Source organism: Rhodospirillaceae bacterium (genome assembly GCA_018662005.1).
Classification (GTDB): domain Bacteria; phylum Pseudomonadota; class Alphaproteobacteria; order Rhodospirillales; family JABHCV01; genus JACNJU01.
In genome coordinates this window covers 1-21,428 of sequence record JABJHA010000007.1, presented here as the reverse complement: position 1 = coordinate 21,428, position 21,428 = coordinate 1, and the positions used below count along the sequence as shown (strand labels likewise).

Below are 21,428 nucleotides of genomic sequence, written 5' to 3'. Positions count from 1 at the left end.
TTAAAGAGCGTCGTGCAAGGCGTTGATGGTCGCTTTGTAATCATCGCCTTTGAAAACAGCGCTACCGGCCACGACGGCGTTGGCGCCAGCGTCAACGACGGACTTGATGGTGTCGGAATTGACACCGCCATCGACCATCAGGTCTATGGGCCGCTCACCAATCATCGCTTTAATCCTGCTGATTTTGTCGAGCTGGGACGAAAGAAAACTCTGGCCACCGAAGCCGGGATTAACGGACATCACCAAAACCATATCAAGTTGGTCGATAACATATTCGAGGACGGATTCAGGGGTCGATGGGTTAAGAGAAACACCGCACTTTTTACCCAGCCCCTTGATCACCTGCAAACTGCGGTCCAGGTGCTTGTCGGCCTCTGCATGGACAGTGATGATATCGGCGCCGGCGGCGGCATATTCTTCAAGATAGACCTGTGCAGGGTCAATCATCAGGTGAACATCGAAAGGCTTGTCGGTCCAAGAACGAATGCATTTGATGACCGGCGGACCGAACGTCAGGTTCGGTACGAAGTGGCCGTCCATGACGTCAATGTGGATGTAGTCGCAACCGGCTTCATCGATGGCTTTGACTTCCTCCCCTAAGCGGGCGAAATCGGCGGAAAGGATACTGGGGGCGATTTTGACGGTCATGATTTTTTTCCTTCGAGTCTTTGTTTTTAAGTTGGTAAAGGTTTTGGCTCGTCATGTCTATTTGGTTAAAGACATGAACAGTTGCGGCAGTTTTTCAGGCAGCCGTTCGACCCGGTCAATAACGGTGTAACGTTGGCCAAAGACATCCTGAACGTAAGAGTCGGCTTGTGGGTCAAGATTGATGCAGTAGGTGTAGATGCCTTGCTGATCAAGTTCCTGCACCGCTTTATGGGCATCTTCAATGAGCTGACGATCATCGTCGACATCGATATCGGAAGGCTCGCCATCGGTCAGGACCAGCAACAACTTCTTGTCAGCCTGCCGGGTGCCCAGATAGTGCGCGCCGTGACGTAAAGCCGCCCCCATGCGGGTGGAGTATCCTGCTTCCATGGCGGCCAGACGGCCTTTGACGTCGTTGTTCCAGCTTTCGCTAAAGCCCTTGATGTGCTGGTAGCGCACCTGGTGGCGGGTATTGGATGAAAAACCGGCGATGGCGAAACTGTCACCCAGGTTCTCAATTGCCCAACCCAGCAAAGCGACGGCTTCTTGGGCGAGCTCCAGGATGCTCTGGCTGCATCCTTCAGGAACTTGGGCGACCGACTCTGAAAGATCGAGCAACAACATGACGGCGATATCGCGACCATCATGGCGATGGCTCATGTTGATACGCGGGTCAGGCGTCGCCCCGGATTTGAAATCAATCAGGGAACGAATGGCGACGTCAAGATCAAGCTCACTGCCCTCTTCCTGATAGCGAACGCGCACGTATTGTTGTGGCTTCAGAAGGTCGAGCATTTGCTTTAGGCGCTTGGCAAGCGAGGCGTGCTTTTCAAGCAGCCCGTCTATCACATTGCTATCGCCCGCTGGATGCAGACTTTCATACAGACTGACCCAATCGGGCCTGTAGGTTTTTGTCGCGTAATCCCATTCCGGATAATGGCGCGGCGGCAGGCCCTGTTCTTCTTCGGCCTCTTCCGTAGGGTCGTTATCATGCTCGTCGAACATTTCCTCTTCGTCGCCAAGCTCGAAGAATTTCCACATGTGCCGGTTATCATCACGGTAATCGACATCCGTATCCGTAAAATACATGTCGGCGGACTGATCGGATTGCAATCGCGTGCGGGCGACAAACTTGACCGCCAGCATTGATGTTTCCTGGGTCGATCCCTCGCCCGTTTTCAGCATCTCGTGAAAGCGCTGAACGAAATCGCAAATGTCCTCATTGTCGTAGCCATGATCAGGGTCGAGGGTGGCGTATGACAGCATGGCCATACGATGACGAATGCAGGACTCCCGGTCTGGGTCACAGTCGCCCTCAATGGGCCTGGGATGCAGGGCCTTGAACAGATGCCTTAAGCCCGGGAATTCCTGCATTGCCAGCGCCTCAACACGACAGTCCTCAAGCACCTCGACCGCGTAGCGTTGAAACGGGCTGAAGTTGTCGGCAAAGATCGCCTCGGACCAACGGTGGTGTGCGGCGATATGGGCAAGCAAGGCCCGGTACCGGTCAATACCGTTTACATCGTTGATTGCGTCATAAACATCCGGCACCCGAATACCCAGTTCATCAAAATAGGGCCGCGGCTTGCGCAATTCGTCGAAGCCGGTGGAGTACGGAATGAAGTAGGTTTTCTCGTCCCACAACGCCTTCATGTATAAATCAAGATTGCGTTCGTGATCGGTAAACAAGGTGCCGTGACGTTCGCGCTGCAAAATGGCGCGGCTATCAGCCGATTGCAGGGAAAAATAGTCCTGCTGGCGTTCGGGATGATTTGCGTAAGCGCGGACACCGTAATCGATCCAGTTGTTCAATCCGATCAGCGATAACTGGCCCAGCAAATACGGTATCTGGTTTAACAAAGTCGGTAAGGCCGGGCTGGGAATGGTGTCGTGATGGCCGTGTATGGATCCGGTCGAACGGTCCATCATGTCGAGAATGATATCGATGTAACGGCACAAATGCTCAAGCGAGCCTAGCCTACGGGCTGCTTCGGCAATGGTATTGAGAAACGGCGGAATCGCCTGACCGTTAGGTGTTCGGGAAATCGTCCAGACAGTCTCTGAAACCAGCGACAACACCCCCTCCCCCAACTTCGCCGCCACTTCGGGCATTTCTTCCAGATACACCAGGACGGGTTCGACCCCGCGCCCGATACCGCCGATCAACGAACCGCCGGAAAGATAATCTTTAACACCGCGATCGCTAAGTTTAACGCAGGCGTTTTCCATGCAGGCGGCAAAGACGTCATCAAGCTCGCTAAAACTGCAAGATAGTTGATCCCGGTATTCTGCGAGTGCGTCTTCGCTGATACGCATCTGGTGTCCTGTTTAAGTAAAGACGGCGTCGATGGCGTGGTTCAGGGTTGAACGAATATCCACATCATCCGTAATCGGTTCAACCAGCGCCATACGACAAGCTGCGACAGGATTAATGTCTTGTGCGATAAGACGCGCCGCATAGACCAGCAAACGGGTCGAGATACCCTCGTCCAGGCCATGGCCTTTCAGGTTTCTTGCGGCAGCGCCGACCTGAACCAGCTTGGCTGCGAGGACCTCATCACAGCCGGTTTCGGTGGCAATGATATGCGCTTCTAGATCCGGCGAGGCGTATTCAAAAGACAGCGCGGAAAAACGTTGTTTGGTCGATTGCTTCAGGTCTTTCATCAGGCTCTGATAGCCGGGGTTATAGGAGATCACCAATTGAAAATCTTTATGGGCCTTGATTAACTCACCCTTCTTGTCCAGAGGCAGTTCGCGGCGGTGATCGGTCAACGGATGAATGACAACTGTGGTGTCCTGACGCGCCTCGACCACTTCATCAAGATAACAAATCGCACCATGACGCGCCGCCACCGTCAGCGGCCCGTCGAGCCAGCGGGTGCCATCGGCATCGAGCAGATAACGACCGACCAGGTCAGAGGCCGTCATATCTTCATTACAGGCAACAGTGATCAAGGGCCTTTCCAGTTTCCACGCCATGTATTCGATGAAGCGCGACTTGCCACTTCCCGTCGGTCCTTTGATCATCACCGGCAGCCGTTCTGCGTATGCCGCCTGATAAAGACCAACCTCATCACCGATGGATTGATAAAAGGGCTCATCGGAAATGATGTATTGATCAATTGGGTTTGTTTGTTTGCTCATACTGATAACCGATTTTCTTGTTAAAGAAAAAAGGCCAGAGCCCCCCAGCTCTGGCCTTTCTCACTGCAGCGTCCTTACTTGTGGACGCCCAGTTTGTCCCGCCAACCGGGGAAGATTTGATCGGCATCCCCGGGGAAGCTTTCAAAAGCGCGGGCAAATTCCTGATGCTCCTTCGCCCATTCGATAGGATCGGCGCCAGCCATCCAGCATTCGTAAGCCTGACGCAGAGACACGGCACCCGCAGCCGGGCTGTCGATGTGACCGTAAGAACCACCACCAGAGGTGTTGATGACATTGCCGTGACCCAGATTCTCGAAGAAACCGGGCAGACGCAGGGCGTTCATGCCACCGGAAATGATCGGTGTCGTCGGTTTCATGCCATCCCATTCCTGGTGATAGAACGGGCCGTCGGCGCTGTCGCGTTCAATCATATAGGCGATGATGCGGTCGTCCTGTTCGCCTTCCATCTTGCCGTAGCCCATGGTGCCGACGTGAATACCCGAAGCACCTTGCAGGCGTGACATTTTGGCCAGCACGAAGGCGGTGTAGCCGCGCATCGCCGAGGGCGACGTGACGGCGCCGTGACCGGCACGGTGATAGTGCAGGTACTGACCGGCGAAATTACGCCGCGCCGTTGTCACCATGCCCGGTCCGCCGACGTAACCATCGACAAGGAAGGCTACCTTGTCTGCATCGGGACCAAAGGTTTCCAGGACAAATTCGCCACGGGCGATCATTTCGTGATGATCGTCCGCGGTGATGTTGGCAGAGAACAGTTTGGCCTCGCCGGTTTCGTCCATAGCCCGCTTCATTGAGTCATAGACCAACGGCATGACTTCCTTCATTGGGGCAAACACCTGATTGCCCTGCGGTTCGTCATTCTTGATGAAGTCACCGCCGAGCCAGAACTGATAAGCAGCTTCGGCAAAAGGCTTGGGGCGCAGGCCCAGTTTCGGCTTGATGATGGTGCCAGCGATATAGCCACCGTTTTCCACCGGGCGGCCAAGAACCCGCCACATGTCGGAAATATCCTTGGACGGGCCGTCGAACAACTGAATCACACGCGGCGGCACCCAGAAATCATGAATTTTGGCGTATTCGATATCGCCCATGCCTTGGTTGTTACCGATGACCAGGGTCAGGAAAGACACGATCATCATCCGCCCGTCAATGATGTTGCGATCGAACAGGTCGACCGGATAGGCGATCTTCATGATCTCCTTGGCTTCGTCGATTTCGTAAACCAGCGCATCGACGCCCTTGGTGAAATCGTCGGTTGTCGAGACTTCGACATTGGTGCCCGTCGAACTTTCAGCGGCGAAGTGGGCGGCGGCTTCCAAATAACCATAGCCCGATTTCTGTTTCATAATGTAAGCAACCAAAATGTGCTTACCTTCCTTGATCAGATCGTCTTCATTGAGACTAAGATCTGCGTAACGTCCTGATTGATCCATTTTTATTGGTCCTTTAACTTTCTTATATTAGTGGCGACTTAGTTGACCTTCGGGTCAAGCTCACCAGATTCATAACGTGCAAACATAACTTCCAGCGACTGGGCATTGATCTTCTCTGCATTGCCAGCAGTGCCAAAAGCTTCGTAACGAGCCTTGCAAATTTCGGTCATGCCTTTGGTGGCTTCGGCCAGGAACTTGCGGGGATCGAAATTCGATTTGTTGCCATCTAAATGACGGCGGATGGAACCGGTGGAGGCCATGCGCAGATCCGTATCGATATTGACCTTACGAACGCCGTGTTTGATTCCTTCGACGACTTCCTCAACGGGAACGCCGTATGTTTCGCCCATTTCACCACCAAATTCGTTGATGGTTTTCAACCAGTCCTGCGGCACGGCGCTTGAACCGTGCATGACCAGATGGGTGTTGGGGATACGGGCATGGATTTCCTTGACCCGGTCGATGGCGAGAATGTCGCCGGTCGGCGGGCGGGTGAACTTGTAGGCGCCGTGGCTGGTGCCAATGGCGATGGCCAGGGCATCAACATGGGTTTTGGAAACAAATTCCGCGGCTTCATCCGGATCGGTCAAAAGTTGATCCATCTCTAGCTTGCCTTCGGCACCGACACCGTCTTCGGCTTCACCTTCACCGGTCTCAAGACTGCCTAAGCAACCCAGTTCACCTTCAACCGAAACGCCGCAAGCGTGCGCCATTTCGACAACGGTGCGGGTGGTTTCCACATTATATTCAAAAGACGAAGGGGTCTTGCCATCGGCTTCCAGTGAGCCATCCATCATCACCGATGAAAAGCCCGACTGAATGGAACGCTGGCAAACTGCCGGGCTGGTACCGTGATCCTGGTGCATACAAACCGGGATGTGGGGATAGGCTTCGATGGCGGCCAGGATCAGGTGACGCAGGAAAGGTTCACCGGCGTATTTACGGGCACCGGCGGAACCCTGCAGGATGACCGGACTGCTGGTTGCGTCGGCAGCCTCCATGATCGCCTTGACCTGTTCCATGTTATTGACGTTAAACGCAGGCAGGCCGTAGCCGTTTTCCGCTGCGTGATCGAGAAGCTGACGCATTGATACGAGAGCCATTTTTTAGTCTCCTCTTAAAAAAATTACTTTTTCAGCCGGGCTTTTGCTTCGGCGACAACATTATCGGCAGTGATGCCGAAGGATTTGTACAGTTCGGGGGCCGGAGCAGAAGCACCAAAGCCGGTCATGCCGACAAAGCCGCCATTAGCGCCCAGATACCTGTCCCAACCAAAGCTGACAGCTGCTTCAATGCCAATACGTACCGCTTTCGGACCCAGAACCTTTTCCCGATAAGCGGCGCTTTGACCATCAAACAGTTCCCAGCACGGCATGGATACAACCGCCGTCGGCACATCATCCTTCTGCAACATATCGCGTGCAGCCATGGCGATTTCAACTTCCGAACCCGTAGCAAGCAATGTCACCTTGCGTTTGGCGTCGCCACCTTTGGCTTCAGACAGAACGTACGCACCTTTGGCGCACATGTTTGTCTTCTTGTGGGTTGTCCGTTGCGGAGCCAATCCCTGACGTGTGAGGACCATGCCCGAAGGTGTGTTTTGTGATTGCAGGGCGATCTGCCAGCATTCAGCCGTTTCAACCACATCACAGGGGCGGAAGACGTTGAAGTTAGGCAAGGCGCGCAACATGGCCAGTGTTTCCACCGGCTGGTGGGTCGGACCATCTTCGCCCAGACCGATAGAGTCATGGGTCAGGACATAAACAACCCGTTGTCCCATCAGGGCCGATAGGCGCATCGCACCTTTCATGTAATCGGCAAAGACGGCGAAGGTACCCGAATAGGGAATGAAACCGCCATGCAGGGCGAGGCCGTTCATGACCGCACCCATGGCGTGCTCACGCACACCGTAATGAATATAGCGGCCCTTGAAGTTGCTGTTGGTGACCGAAGCTGTTGACGAGGTTTTGGTGTTAACCGATCCGGTCAAATCGGCGGAGCCACCGATCATTGCGGGGATCGCCTCTGTCAGAACTTCCAGCACCTTGCCCGAAGATTGACGGGTCGCCAGTTTCGGTTTGTCCTTGGCCATCTGGGCCTTGAACGCATCAAGCTTCTTTTCCCAACCAGCGGGCAGAGCACCTTTGGCGGCGCGCTTGAATGCGGCAGCATTTTTCATCTTGGAGGTCCGCTTTTCCCATTTCTTGCGCTCACCAGCGCCACGTGCGCAAACAGAACGCCAGGCATCAAGAATGTCTTTGGGAATGACGAACGGCGCGTGCGGCCATTTCAGGTCAGCCCGCATACCCGCGATTTCTTCATCGCCCAATGGCGCGCCGTGTGTGGAGTGGCTACCGGCCTTTGTCGGCGCACCGAAACCAATGATCGTCTTGCAGGCGATCAGCGACGGCTTGCCTGATTTCTGCGCCTTGGCGATGGCGCGCTTGATAGCTGCGGGGTCATGACCGTCAATAGCCTGGGTGTCCCAGCCAGAAGCCTCGAAGCGTTTGCACTGATCGTCAGAGGTGGTCAGGTTGGTGTTGCCATCGATGCAAATTTCATTGTCATCCCATAGCACAACCAGCTTGTTCAGTTTCAGGTGACCGGCCATGGAAATGGCTTCCTGACTGATCCCTTCCATCAAACAACCGTCACCGACGATGGTGTAGGTGTAATGGTCGACAGCCCGTTTACCGTGACGTTCGGCCAACATCTTTTCAGCCAGCGCCATGCCAACAGCCGTGGTGATACCCTGACCGAGCGGACCGGTCGTGGTTTCAACGCCATCAATATGACCATATTCGGGATGACCCGCAGTCTTGGCGCCCAGTTGGCGGAAACTCTTGATATCCTTGATGTTGACTTTGTATCCGGCGAGGTAGAGCAGCGAATACATCAACATGGAACCGTGCCCGGCCGACAACACGAAACGGTCGCGGTCTTGCCAGTTCGAGGCCTTGGGATCGAATTTCAAAAAATTGCTGAACAACACCGTGGCGACATCGGCCATCCCCATGGGCATACCGGGATGCCCGGACTTTGCGGCTTGCACCGCATCGACGGAAAGAAATCGGATGGCATTGGCCATTTGTTTGTGGGTAGCGGTCATTTTAGAAAGTCTCCCTTTGGCGTTAAATATTAAATGGCGTGATGGCCAAGAGCCGCTTTGACGACATGATACGTGATCATCAATTGCGACAGGGCCAGTGGATGGCTAAGAGTTTGGATATTTTTTTCATCCGTGAAAGTGCCGACGTGTTGTCTTAAGTGCTGGGCCTCGGGTATCAAATCCCACAGCAGATTTTCCATTGCGCTTGCCCGCTCATCATCAACATTGCCTGCGATTTCCAGAACATCGACGGGCTTTCCGTCAATATCGCGGGCCAATTCAAGGCGCAGGCCCTTTTTTGCCCCGGCTTCCAGAATCGGTGACAAGTCCGGGTGGGGCAATGTCGGGCGCAGGGTGTGGCGGACATTCAAGTGGGCGCCGGTTTCCTCTGCCCGCTCTTCAGGGGCGTAGAAGCTGACAACCATGTCGGCAAAGGTGCGTTGTGGCTGCACGAATTCTTCCCTGTCGGTGTTGCGCTTGGACAAGGATTTCCTGACAGCGGCCTCGCTATAGCCGCGTTCCATACAATCGCGACGGGTTTTCCATTTTATGCGGAGCTCTTCATTGGGTTCGGTATAAACCTTGACGTCGTAGGCATCACGCATGGAACGGGTCGAATAACCAAGCAGCCCTTCCATAATAATGAATTCGCGGGGCTCAACATAAACAGGCCGCTCGAGGCTTCCCGTGGTGTGATTGTAATGGGGCTTAAGGATCGGCTTGCCACTTTTAAGCTGCTGGACGTGCTGCTCAAGGATATCGATATAATTGCTTTGCGGATTTAGGGCGGAAAGACCGTTCCCCGCCCGCTCTGCGCGGTCGTAACAGTGGTAATCGTCGGTACAGATCGTAACCACCTTGTCCGGGCCCAGAATATTGGCGATGCCGTCAGACAAAGTGGTCTTGCCACTGGCTGAATCGCCGACGATGCCTAAAATAATCGGGCGATCTACGTTCTTGAACGGCATCATTTTTGCGAAATCCGGATTAAAACAAAGTTCCTTTAGCATTGGGATCATGCTGGCTTTAAGGACTATTGAGAACACCCCCTAGGGGGGTGGTTAAAACTCTTTCGGGTGGTTACCTACCCCCTACTTTGGGCCGGGTTAATATTCAGGTTTGTGGGCGCGCAAATAACAGGCGACAGCCTGGGCCCGGTTTTTGACACTCAATTTGCCATACAGATTTTTCAAATGAAATTTGACGGTGTTCAGGGAAATACCCAGTTCGCTGGCAATCTGAATGTTTGTGTGACCTTCTGACAAGGCGATCAGCAATTCCTGTTCGCGGCCCGTCAACAGCCCGAATGGATCGGTTCCGGGCTTACTCATATCCATAAACGGGAACACCATGCGGCCTTCCGAAACAGCAAGGATGGTTTCGATCAGGCTTTCGGGGCTTTCGCTTTTTTGACAAAAACCAGCGCCGCCAAGCTGCATCACCTGACGGGGAACATCGGGCGCGGCATTTCCTGTATAAACGATAATTCTGGGCGTTGGGCCAGGGGATTCAGCCATTTTTTTGAGGACGCCACGGCCATCAAGATAGGGCATATCCCAGCCGATGATGCCGATATCGAACTTCATCCGCTCGATGGCTTCAAGGAAACGCTCGCCGTCAGCCGCCGTCGCAATCAGGGCGAAGCGATCATCACCATCCAACAAGGTTGCAAGCCCACCCTGAATCAGCGGGGACTTGTCAGCAACGACAATGTCGATGGTATTGCTATCGGGTGAGGTCATTCCCGCAATGCCCTGGATTTGAAATTTCACGTTCACTGAACGGGTAGGCTCCCTACCCGTTATTTACATATCTGGTGCGGGGAATTTTTACAACTCAATACTTACGGGTAGGTTGGTTTTATCCGAACATATCGCGGAAATGTTCCTCCGCCCACTCGAAAGCCTTGCGTCCTTTAGCCTCGTCCCGCTCGTTGTTGGCGACGTTTTCAAAGTGCGCCCACTGGCTTGTCGTCTTATCGAAGCGATACTTGCCATCAACCATGATGGCTTCGGCCGGGTTTGCATTTACCATTGAATAGCAGAGCGTATGAGGGCTTTCCCAGGGCACGCTTTCTCCCCTGACCCGGGCGGCAATCAGCTTGGCAAGGTAAACACCTTCGGAACTGGCGGTGCCGCCGCTTTTTGAAAACGGCATCGGGCGGCAGTCCCCGGCCGCATAAACATGATCCTCGCCAAGAATATTATAGGTCATCGGATCAATAGCCGCTTCCTTCTGGGCGCTTTTCGGGTCTGCAAGGCCAAGGTTCTCAAGAAGACGAGCACCACGAATACGGGGATAAATGGCGGCATCATCGAACGTTACATCATCAAAATCCGTCGACAGGGTACGGGTTTGCGGGTCAACGCCGACAATCGTGCTCGAAGGCATGTACTCGATGAAGTCGCTGTAGAGTTCATTGAAGGCGGCAAGAAATCCTTCTGCCATCACCGCAGGTTCATCGCGGGAGTCCATCAGCACAATCTTGCCCTTGATGTTTTCACGTTTGAAGACAGAGGCCATCAAACATGCCCGCTCGTAAGGCGTCGCCGAGCAACGGTAGATACCTGGCGGCGCTGTCAACACGAACACCCCGCCCTTGAAATCCCTGACCTTGTTGTAAAGGGTCACGTGTTCGGAGGCTGAAACGAAACCGGCTGGATAACGGGTTTTCAGCAGCTGTTCATGGGCCGGGTCTTCAACACCAATGGAGGCATAGTCGTAATCGACCCCCGGACAAATCACCAGATCGTCATAGGAGAGCCAACCCTGGTCGGTGTAAATTTTCTTGGCCTCCCTGTCCAGATCGATCAGCGAGGCATTCAGGTAGGCGTATTGATTGTTGGCGGCGGCGTCCAGATAACTGAACGTGATCGCTTCCAGATTTACCATCCCGGCCAGCCACAGGCCGCTTATGGGGTGGGAGACAAACAGCGCCCGGCGCTCGACCAGCACCACATCAAGTTCGGGTCCATGAATTTTAAGGTATTTGGCGATGGTCAGTCCCGACCAGCCACCACCAACGACAACCACCCGGTGACCACTCGGCGCTGGCAGGTCGGCTGGCCTGGAAACAATCGACGTTAGGGATGCCAGTGGAGTCCCCTCACCCATCGCTGGCCCGGCAACGCCGGTCACACCCGCACTGGCGACTCCGGCTGCCGTCAGTTTTCCAAAATCACGCCGCGTCAATTTCGCCATAAGGACTTCCACATCGATCAGGGTTCGTTCCCTAACAGCAATACCCTTTGATGAAAGCCCCGGCAAGAGGTCAAAATTCTCACACCAACACCATTAAACAGAAAAAATTTGTAATAATATATTGATCTGCTTTTAAACCAATGTTGTTAAATAAAAAGCAGAGTCAATTTTTGGGGATATAAAAATACACCACAAAAAATATGATATTTTATGTTCTAAATCAATGTGTTATCAAAATAATGACTAGGGATGGGCCTCCCGTTTCAACCAACAGGAGGCCGCGCCCATTTGCCCACGAAGAAAACCGAATGGACCTTTGTAAATGACGATTAAAAAACAACTGATTTGCCTTGCTCTTTGCTCTTTCTTCGCAGGGGCGGCGCTGCCCCTTTGGCAAATCAATCAGGCCCATGCCCAACAGGTTCCGCTCATCCAGATTGCGCAATCGGATGAACAAGAAACTCCACCGGCTGAAGAAGAGCTTGGTGAAGACGACTGCTAAACACTCACATTTCGCATAATCAACAGGGAGATCTAAATTGAAAAAATTACTGGCACTTGCCCTCGTGTTTGCCCTCGCCCCGATGCTGGCGCAGGCTGAAAACGTTCGCATTACCAAAGAAATCATGTCCATTAGCGCCAATACCGCTGACGGCAAGATTGAAATCAAACGTAACCAGGACAACAACGCAACCATCAACCCGTCCTTCGCCAAGACGTCGCGCAAATGCCCGCCGTTTTGCATTCAGCCCATGGAAGTCGCACCCGGTGTCGCCACCGTTGGTGAGCTTGAAGTCGTCAAGTACATCGACGCTGGCGGTCTGATCATCGACGCCCGTACCGTTGAATGGCACGTTCGTGGCACCATCCCCGGGGCCGTCAACATTCCTTTCACCCAGGTCGCCGACCGCTTGAATGAACTTGGCTGCACCAAGGGCGCCAAGTGGGATTGCGGCAAAGCCAAGCAGGTTCTGTTGTTCTGCAACGGCTTGTGGTGCGGGCAATCTCCGTCCGCTATTCGCGCCATGCTGCGTGAAGGCTATCCGGCTTCCAAAATTCTGTACTATCGCAACGGTATGCAGGGTTGGGAATCCGTCGGCCTGACGGTTGTTGAAGGTTCCATGTAGTCTTTAAAGCCAAACCTCAGTTGAAGAAAGGTCGCCCTTCCGGGCGACCTTTTTTTTATTCTGCCGGGGCCGTTGCCTCAATGAACTTGACCACATCGAGGAAAACATTGAACACTTTGTTGACCTCGAACCCTGCCGTCCGAACGTTAGCGACGGTGTCGCGGTTGATGTCCGGGCCAAGATGGCGGCAAACCGGATTGACCAGATCGAGCATGACAGAGAACGGAAAACACCTTGATCCGGTGTGCTCGAACATTTTTAAAGTGCCGCCGGGTTTCAGCACCCTTCTCAATCCCTCAAGGCCTTTGACGGGATCAGGCACCGAGCAAAACGTGCACGAGGTAAAAACCTGATCAAACGTGTTGTCCTCGAAATCCATATCATGGACATCCATCAGCCGGGCCGTCATCTGGCCGGGGTAGTTTTCGACCCGGGGCATGGCCTTATCCAGCATCTTCGGGCTGATATCGATGCCGGTAATATCTTTTCCGGCAGGAAAGCACTGGATATCAAGGCCTGTCCCCACGGCGAGAAACAGAATTTTGCCATCCATTGTTGAAAAGAACGCCTCTTTCCCGGCCTTCCATCGTTTCTCCACCCCGAAGCTGGCCATCAGATCATAGGAGGCCGCGGCGGCGTCCCATTTTGCCTGGGTCTTGCTGTCAGCCATCAGGACACCTCGCCCTCAAGCCTGGCCTGCAGAAGGTAGCAGAAAACCAGACAGCCAACGCCAATAACAGCGCCGCTTAAAGCCGTCGAACCCATGGTGTGGCCCATGCCGACGACCATACCGGCGACCATGCCGCTTAAGGAGGCTGGCAACATCACCTCGAAGGCGCCAAACAAGGGCGAGAAAAGATAGCCGCCGATCATCCCGACCGGCATCCCGATTGCCATGCCGGTGATCATGCCAACCAGCGCAAACCAGTCACCGGGCACAACAAACCCCGTCAACCAGCCAGCAACCGCGCCGCTGACAATACAGGCCAGCACATCGCCAAAAATAAAATAAACCCGGCGTTCCATATGCCTTCACCTCTCAATCCAAATGATTAGGATGAGTGTACAGCAACCGGGATGTTTGGGAAATTGGGGTGGCTGAGGGGAAGTGACCAACCTCATCAAAACTTGTGCAAAACCAACGCGATCAACGATTCATTATGGTGATCTTTGCTGTTTCTCTTTGTCGTCGTCGTCAATCCTTGAAAGCACCAGCGGGCAAATGCTGATGTTGACATGGTCCCTCGTCGCAGAAGGCATTGCGACGGTGTTGGTAGTGTCTGCCTGAGGTGTATAAGCAGAAGTTTAAACACACAAGCTTTGACTTCCGTTATTAGCCAAGAGCAGACATCTGTAATTTGAAATGATCTTTATCAAGGTGAATTTACTGTTTTATTCCTACAATAACTTTGGTGAGGATTGCGATGAACACTGGTGGATTTTCCAACGGTCATGAATATCGGTTTGCACATGCGATGGAAGCCATCGGTGACGGCGTTTACGACTGGAACGTCTCCACCAATGTCGTGATCTTCGAACCATCCTATTACACCATGGCCGGGTACGAACCCGGCGACTTTCCAATGGACTTCGAAAGCTGGGCCAGCCGGGTTCATCCAGACGATATTGAGCGAGTGGGCAAAGACGTGGAAGAATTCATGTCCGGTCGCACACAGGTCTATCATCCCAAGTTCAGGTTCCGCCGCAAGGATGGCAGCTGGATGTGGATCATGGCACGGGCCAATATCGTTGAAAGGGACGAGGCCGGCGAGCCTCTGAGGGTCATAGGCGTACACACCGACATCGATCAATTTGTTCAGGCTCAAATGGCCATTCAAGAAAGAGGGGCGCAGTTGCAGGCCATTCTTGACAACTCATCCTCATTAATTTCGATGAAGGACCGTGTGGGAAATATCCTACTGATTAACAATCAATTTAATGTTTTAGATGGACCACCTTCGGAGGACTTCATCGGTAAAAACGTGTACGACATTTTTCCCAAAGAAGTAGCTGATGAGTTATGGAAGAACGACCTTGCGGCAATGAAATCCAACGCTCCCATTAAGGTAGAGGAAGTTGTCAAACACAAGAATGGCGAATGGCATACATATTTAACAACGAAATTTCCCGTCAGGATTGGGGATGATGAACCTTTTGGAACATGCGCAATTTCGACGGACATCACTGATCGCAAACAAATCGAAACAGCCTTGCTAGAGAGCGAAGAGAAATTCCGCTCCATTTACCTGTCAGCCAACGTTGCAATGATCATTTCCATCGATGAAGAAGGAAGTATCATTTCATGGAACCCGGGAGCGGAAAAAGCCTTCGGCTACGCTGAGAACGAAATTCTCAACCAGCCCCTGACTCTCCTTATGCCAGAACGTTACCGGGAGGCGCATGAGGCGGGTTTGAAAAGGGTGTGCGAAACCGGCGATTACCGCATCGTTGGTAAGACCGTCGAATTAGAGGGCTTGCATAGAGATGGCCATGAGTTTCCGTTGGAACTGTCACTTGGAGCATGGCATTCAAAAGGGAAAATCTATTTCAGCGCCGTTATTCACGATATTTCCGATCGCAAAAAGGCAGAGGAACAACTTCAAACGGCTTTGGCCGATGCCGAACGTGCGAATCAGGCTAAGTCAGAGTTCCTTGCCACCATGAGTCACGAGTTCCGCACACCTTTGAATGCCATTCTGGGTTTCAGCGAAATGTTGCGCTCACAGTATTTTGGCCCGCTGGGTGCCGACAATTATGAAGTTTACGCGAACGACATACACACGAGTGGCGAACATATGATGGAACTGATTAACGATATGCTGGATATTGCGGCAATTGAAGCCGGCAAGCGTCCCATGATCAATGAGGATGTCGTTATCGGTGAAATTCTGAGGGATTGCATCAGGAATTTCGAACCAGCTGCCAAGGATAGAGACATCAAGCTGTCGTTGGACGTTCCCGAAAATTCACCTTCCCTATATGCCGACAAGCGATCATTCACCCAAATTTTTCTCAATCTTCTATCCAATGCCATCAAGTTTACAAACCGGGGTGGAACTATTTCGGTTTCCATACTGGAAATGGAAAAATCAATTTCAATTAAGGTGAGTGACACCGGTATTGGGATACCCCCCGACAGACTGTCAACGGTAACTGATCCGTTTTCTCAGACGCATTCTGACCCGTACATAACCCAAAAAGGAACGGGCCTTGGATTGTCTATAGTGAAGTCCCTTGTCGAAGCTCACGATGGAAAATTAAATATTGAGAGCGGTGTCGAAAAGGGAACGGTTGTGACCGTGACGTTCCCAACCCAAAGGGCTGATGATCGCTAACGCCAAATTTTTAAATGTCCGCTTTAGGTCATAACCGGACCTAAACACCCGCCAAAATTATGTCCGTTATACGACCCTAAAGCAGACCTTCATATCAGGACATATTGACGAGAAAAGCATATCGGAAGATGCTGACGTAGAGTTTTAGCATGGGAGCGATTCCACAAATGAATGATGATCGGGATTTCAACATCGATTGGAATGGTGTGAATAGACGTCAAATCCCTTCAGTTGTCAGGACTCCATTTATAATAATCATTATTACGGTAGCTGTGGCCGCGATTGTCCTTGCACTCGATTTGTCACTGCCCCTTGGTGTTGCAGGAGCGGTGCCTTATGTGGCGCTTATCTTGATGGGCATATGGTATTCGAAGCGCCAGCACATATACCTTTTAGCCGTTCTAGGATCTGCACTAACCATTGTTGGTTACTTTGCATCTCCGAGTGGAGGCGTTCTTTGGGTCGTTCTCACAAATCGTGGAGTGGCCTTATTAGTCATCTGGATTACGGCGCTCCTCATTGCTTCGCGCAAACAGTTTGAGGATAAACTGCGCTTGGCACGGGATAATCTTGAGATCGAAGTCGCCGACCGCACCAAGCAAATGAAGGAAAGCGAGGCCCGCTTCCGGGCCGTGGCTCAATCCGCACAGGACGCTATCATTTCAGCCAACAAAAATGGCCTCATCGTCCAGTGGAACAATGGGGCACGGCAAATGTTCGGATACGACGAAACGGAAATCGTCGGTCAACCTGTGACCGTCCTTATACCTGAACACTTTCGTGACGATCACATAAAAGGCTTTGAGCGCTTCATGGTCGAGGGAGAAAGACAGCTTGGGAACATGAGCTTAGAAGTCGAGGCGTTACGAAAGGATGGCTCAAAATTCCCTATCGAACTGACAATATCCGAATGGAGCATAGGCGACGAAAAGTTCGTCACCAGCATCATTCGTAATATCACGGAACGGCGGCGAGCGGGTGAAGAACTGCTCAAACTGTCTCAAACCGTCGAACAAAGCCCAAATATGTTGTTCATCACTAATACCGAAGGCATTATTGAATATGCCAACACCATGTTCTACGAGGTCACGGGATATTCATCACATGAAATTCTGGGGCAATCCCCGCGCATTATTCAATCTGGTAATACACCTCAGGCCCTTTACAGGGAGTTATGGCGAACCATCAAATCGGGCGAGATTTGGTCGGGTGAGATTGAGGACCGCTGCAAGGACGGCAGCGTTTTCTGGGCGGACATCACGATTGCTCCGATAAAGTCGAAAGATGGTGTCATCACACATTATTCAGCCATCCACGCGGATATTTCTGATCGCAAAGAAACGGAAAACAAGATGCGGGAGGCCAAGGAACAGGCAGAGGTCGCCAACCGCTCAAAATCTGACCTGATGGCTAACATGAGCCACGAGTTACGCACTCCACTCAATGCTATTATTGGTTTTTCCGGTTCTATGAAAGATGAAACCTTCGGACCCATTGGCAATGATAAATATAGTGAATACCTGGATGACATCCATTTTTCCGGAGAACATCTTCTTGAACTCATCAATGACATTCTCGATGTATCAGCTATAGAGGCAAATGCACTGGAGTTGCATGAAGAAAATGTCAACCTATCGCAAATTGTTGATGCCTCTATTCGCATAATCAAGCCACGGGCAGACACTGGACAAATAACTATCATCTCTTCCATCAATCAAGAAATCCCATTGATTTTCGTGGACGAGCGAAGAGTAAAGCAAGCTTTTCTCAATTTACTCAGCAATGCCGTCAAATTTACCCAAGAGGGTGGGGAGATCTCCTTAGATGCGTGTTTGAATGATGACGGTTCAGTTTACGTTAGCGTTACCGATACAGGTATTGGTATGGATGAAGATGAAGTGTCCATGGCCTTGAGCGCTTTTGGTCAGGTGGACAGCGGCCTTGACCGCAAGCACGAAGGCACCGGTTTGGGATTGCCTTTGACCAAGGGCTTGATGGAACTGCATGGTGGCACTTTGGAAGTAAAAAGTACGAAGGGTCATGGCACTACGGTGACGCTGATTTTTCCCAAAGAACGTGTAGGCTGAAACGTCCGCTATGGGTAATAAACGGACCTAAAGCAGACGCTGATGTTGACATGCTCCCCCATCACAGAAGGTATTGCCACGGTGTTCTGTAGTGTCGGCTTGAGGTGTATAAGCAGAAGTTTAAGCACACAGGCTTTGACTTCCGTTATTAACCGGAAGCGAAAGTTTGCATAACGCAAGACTACGCATCCGCAACTTCTTTTCAGACACCGCTCTCAGGTTCTCAATTTCGTCAAAGAAGTTCTGGCAAGATTTTTGTGCAGGATAGACTTTAAAAAGTCAGCGCCGTCCCTAATAAGGATGCGGAGCCCTTCTGTTCGTGCGTTATGACCAGCCTGTATGGCAGCCTTGGTATTAAACGTTCCGTTCGGGCTCATGAATTTGTGAGTTGTATTGTTTGTCATGATCATTCTCCATTTGAAGGTTTTAGTTTGCCTTTGATGATCACGAGGATAGGGGTGATTAAAACTGCCCGCTTAAAGATTGCCTTATGATTTCCTTAAGAAGCCCTATATTTTAGTAATGGCTAATTTTTCAATTGAGGCTCAATTTGGCTGAACTCCAATCCATGCTCATTCAATTTGATGAATTCACCTTGGATACTGCAATCGCGGAACTGCGCCGTGGAAGCAACGTTGTGCCATTGGAACCTCAGGTTTTCGACCTAATCCGCTACTTGGCTGAAAATGCAGGTCGGGTAGTGTCTCGGGACGATATTATTCAAGGCGTCTGGGGAGGACGTATCGTATCCGATGGATCAATTTCCACGCGCATCAATGCAGCACGGAAGGCGCTTGGCGACGATGGCAAAAGCCAACGCCTGATTAAAACTGTTCAACGACGCGGCTTTCGTTTCATGCCTGATACTCAAGTGCATAGCGGCGATCATACAGGTCCAAGTTCGAGCGGCCCCCGTTTTGGAAATTCTGACGAGAACCTTCCGATGCCGGATAGGCCTTCAATCGTCATACTGCCGTTCCAGAACCTCAGCGATGACCCCCAGCAAGGTTATCTGGCGGATGGTCTTAGAATTGACATACAAAATGCACTGGTAAAGGTCTCGGGTGTTTTCCTGATTGCTGCAGGAAGCGCGAATGCCGTTAGCGAGAGTTCTGCTCAAGAGGCCGCTCATGACATGGGTGTACGCTATGTCCTCGAAGGCAGCGTACGCCGGGTTGGCGACCATATTCGCATTTCGATACAGCTTTCCGATTGCCAGTCCGGACACATCATTTGGTCGGATCAATATGACCGTCTTGCCGAAGATACCTTCGAGGTATTGGACGAAATCACAGCCAAAATTCTAACCGCGATCAACGTAAAACTTGTCGTGGGTGAGTCAGCCAGGGTTTGGCACAAGACGCTAAGTGATTTGAAATCGTTGGAAAACTTTTACCGTGGCATCAACGAGTTCTTCAAGATGAATGGCGAGGCTTTGGCTTCTGCCCGTCGCTATTTTGAAAGAGTGAAGGACCTACATCCTGAATTGTCACTCGGCCCAACTTGGATTGCCTTAACCCATTGGTATGATTTTCAACGTGGTTGGGCAGATAATCCAGACGAGGCAATGAAGTCGGCCCGTTATTGGGCGGAACGTGCCTCCAAAATGGCGGATGCTGATGGCCAGGCCCATACTGTCCTTAGCCATGTATATCTTTTAGATCGTCGTTTTGACGACGCCTTGTCGGCAGGGCGCGAGGCAATTGCAAATCGCCCTAATTGCACCCATGCCAATGGTTTTTATGCTAATGTATTGCATTATTGCGGAGAACAGGAAACGGCTCTTCACCATATAAAATTAGCTATCAGGTATTCACCAATCCACCCACCTTTATTCAAAAATATACTGGCCGCCGTCTGTCGAGGTGTAGGAAACCTAGACGATGCCGTTGCTGCGGCAGAAGATGCATCAGTTAGCAATTCTAGCGATTTGATGTCGAGAGTGCTGTTGGCAAGCCTCCACGTAAAGAAGGAGAATTTGGAAATGGCGTCCAATCTGGTCAATGAAATCGATTTGATTGATCCAGCATTTTCCCTGGGTGAATTTGCCAAAAGACAACCATACAAAAACGATGAATTTCTTAACTCTCTATTATCGGAATTAAAGTTGGCCGGTCTACGGGACTGACAGTATTAAACTCCCAATAAATCATTTTCATTTGTCCGCATTGGGTCAAAACCGGACCTAAACACCCGCTATAATTATGCCCGTTATCCGACCCTAAAGCAGACGTTTAAACACATGGGCTTTGACTTCAGTTATTAGCCAGGAGCGGACATTCATCAACTCACCGAGTATATCGGAGAGAAATCGGTTTTTGGTTGGAAGTCACGCGTTAAGTTTCTATCATTAGCAGGATGTGACAAGTGCCATCAGAGGGCCGAGTTGATGACCGTAGAAAATCATTTCAGCTGGGAATGGAAGGAACTGGCAGATAAGTCCTGCCTGTATGTTACGGTCAGTGAAGCAGTTGACGACCAGCGCTGGATCGCCTTTTTCGAAGAGGTAGAGGAAATTTTCCAGGACGTCGAAGCCTTTATTATTATCGATATCCGGCATTTCGAAGATCGAATCAGCCTGGAGGGTCTCCAGGGAATCATCGACATCCTCAAAAGACAGGGTGTCAAAAGCGCCGTTTTCGCTGCCCTCACGACCCACGAATATCACGATTTGACGGCCAGTATGTTCCAATGCTTGGCCGGTATGAGTGACTTCAAACTACAGGTCGACGTCTTCTTCAACGAAGATTCGGCGAGAAGATGGATGATAGAGAGGATCGGATGTGACTAAAGCTGATTTATCGGAACCTTATCCGTCATATTGTCCGAAGCAGCCAATAAATGTCGGCAATGGGTAAAAATCAGAAGTAAACCAGCCCAATCTTACTTCCGCTTTACCCCTCCAAAGCGGAAGTTTACGATGAATCGCTGTTTAGGTGGTTTGAAACCTGGGGGTGGTTTCCATCGTATGCATAAAATTATAGCTATGCTGCTTATTGGGATTGGCGCTGCCTTGTTTCTCATTTGGCAAACTAATACCGCACATAAAAAAAAGCAAGAATGCCTCCATCAAGATGTGCGAGACAACACTCAAGCTGAACGAGATAAGCAGACACAGGAAGCGAAAGACAAAGGCGATTTCGATAGATGGAGTTGACCAACACCACCATAGGGCGGGCCGTTCAGAATGTCTCCTAAGGGTCATAACCGGACCTATAATTTTGTCCGTTATTCCACCCTAAAGCAGACGCTGATTTGTTACGCTACAAATCCAACTGTAAAGACTGAGAAAAACAGCATACGCAGTATGCAAAGACGATGCT

General features: G+C 51.4%; 18 protein-coding genes. 7 read left to right on the top strand and 11 right to left on the bottom strand.

The window, feature by feature from the left end:
* The 9 genes from HOL66_04200 to HOL66_04160 form a co-directional block, all read right to left on the bottom strand.
* Positions 1–648 (bottom strand): ribulose-phosphate 3-epimerase, encoded by a 648-nt coding sequence (locus tag HOL66_04200; protein MBT5243425.1) that lies wholly within the window; start codon positions 646–648, stop codon positions 1–3.
* Between the two features lie 57 nt (positions 649–705).
* Positions 706–2,964 (bottom strand): VWA domain-containing protein, encoded by a 2,259-nt coding sequence (locus tag HOL66_04195; protein ID MBT5243424.1) that lies wholly within the window; start codon positions 2,962–2,964, stop codon positions 706–708.
* 12 nt (positions 2,965–2,976) lie between these two features.
* Positions 2,977–3,792 (bottom strand): CbbQ/NirQ/NorQ/GpvN family protein, encoded by an 816-nt coding sequence (locus HOL66_04190; GenBank protein MBT5243423.1) that lies wholly within the window; start codon positions 3,790–3,792, stop codon positions 2,977–2,979.
* A 74-nt stretch (positions 3,793–3,866) separates the two neighbouring features.
* Positions 3,867–5,246, bottom strand: a complete 1,380-nt coding sequence (locus HOL66_04185) for a ribulose-bisphosphate carboxylase (protein MBT5243422.1) — start codon at positions 5,244–5,246, stop codon at positions 3,867–3,869.
* 38 nt (positions 5,247–5,284) lie between these two features.
* On the bottom strand, positions 5,285–6,349 hold the full coding sequence (locus HOL66_04180) for a fructose-bisphosphate aldolase class II (GenBank protein MBT5243421.1): 1,065 nt from the start codon (positions 6,347–6,349) through the stop codon (positions 5,285–5,287).
* Positions 6,350–6,372: 23 nt separating this feature from the next.
* The gene (gene tkt / locus HOL66_04175; GenBank protein MBT5243420.1) at positions 6,373–8,355 is read right to left on the bottom strand and encodes a transketolase; all 1,983 of its coding nucleotides are present in this window, start codon (positions 8,353–8,355) and stop codon (positions 6,373–6,375) included.
* 29 nt (positions 8,356–8,384) lie between these two features.
* Positions 8,385–9,323 carry a phosphoribulokinase gene (locus tag HOL66_04170; GenBank protein MBT5243419.1) on the bottom strand — a complete coding sequence of 313 codons (939 nt, stop codon included), beginning with the start codon at positions 9,321–9,323 and terminating at the stop codon, positions 8,385–8,387.
* A gap of 138 nt (positions 9,324–9,461) precedes the next feature.
* A complete protein-coding gene (locus HOL66_04165) occupies positions 9,462–10,097 on the bottom strand; it encodes a response regulator transcription factor (protein ID MBT5243418.1) in 636 nt (211 codons plus the stop codon).
* A gap of 118 nt (positions 10,098–10,215) precedes the next feature.
* Complete coding sequence (locus tag HOL66_04160; protein ID MBT5243417.1) at positions 10,216–11,556, bottom strand: NAD(P)/FAD-dependent oxidoreductase; 1,341 nt, start codon at positions 11,554–11,556, stop codon at positions 10,216–10,218.
* A gap of 322 nt (positions 11,557–11,878) precedes the next feature.
* Here HOL66_04160 and HOL66_04155 point away from each other — a divergent pair, with 322 nt between their 5' ends.
* Entirely contained in the window at positions 11,879–12,058 is a 180-nt protein-coding gene (locus HOL66_04155) for a hypothetical protein (GenBank protein ID MBT5243416.1), read from the top strand.
* Between the two features lie 82 nt (positions 12,059–12,140).
* On the top strand, positions 12,141–12,683 hold the full coding sequence (locus HOL66_04150) for a rhodanese-like domain-containing protein (GenBank protein ID MBT5243415.1): 543 nt from the start codon (positions 12,141–12,143) through the stop codon (positions 12,681–12,683).
* 55 nt (positions 12,684–12,738) lie between these two features.
* On the opposite strand, the gene HOL66_04145 is transcribed toward HOL66_04150, so the two are convergent.
* Positions 12,739–13,353, bottom strand: a complete 615-nt coding sequence (locus tag HOL66_04145; protein MBT5243414.1) for a class I SAM-dependent methyltransferase — start codon at positions 13,351–13,353, stop codon at positions 12,739–12,741.
* Positions 13,353–13,709 carry a hypothetical protein gene (locus tag HOL66_04140; GenBank protein ID MBT5243413.1) on the bottom strand — a complete coding sequence of 119 codons (357 nt, stop codon included), beginning with the start codon at positions 13,707–13,709 and terminating at the stop codon, positions 13,353–13,355. The genes HOL66_04145 and HOL66_04140 overlap by 1 nt, the downstream gene beginning before the upstream one ends.
* Before the next feature lie 398 nt (positions 13,710–14,107).
* On the opposite strand from HOL66_04140, the gene HOL66_04135 reads away from it, so the two are divergent.
* From HOL66_04135 to HOL66_04115, 5 genes are all read left to right on the top strand, one after another.
* On the top strand, positions 14,108–16,018 hold the full coding sequence (locus HOL66_04135; protein MBT5243412.1) for a PAS domain S-box protein: 1,911 nt from the start codon (positions 14,108–14,110) through the stop codon (positions 16,016–16,018).
* A gap of 167 nt (positions 16,019–16,185) precedes the next feature.
* The gene (locus tag HOL66_04130) at positions 16,186–18,105 is read left to right on the top strand and encodes a PAS domain S-box protein (protein MBT5243411.1); all 1,920 of its coding nucleotides are present in this window, start codon (positions 16,186–16,188) and stop codon (positions 18,103–18,105) included.
* 550 nt (positions 18,106–18,655) lie between these two features.
* Positions 18,656–20,233 (top strand): hypothetical protein, encoded by a 1,578-nt coding sequence (locus tag HOL66_04125; protein ID MBT5243410.1) that lies wholly within the window; start codon positions 18,656–18,658, stop codon positions 20,231–20,233.
* A gap of 261 nt (positions 20,234–20,494) precedes the next feature.
* The gene (locus tag HOL66_04120; GenBank protein MBT5243409.1) at positions 20,495–20,896 is read left to right on the top strand and encodes a hypothetical protein; all 402 of its coding nucleotides are present in this window, start codon (positions 20,495–20,497) and stop codon (positions 20,894–20,896) included.
* 129 nt (positions 20,897–21,025) lie between these two features.
* A complete protein-coding gene (locus HOL66_04115) occupies positions 21,026–21,262 on the top strand; it encodes a hypothetical protein (GenBank protein ID MBT5243408.1) in 237 nt (78 codons plus the stop codon).
* Positions 21,263–21,428 lie beyond the last annotated feature (166 nt).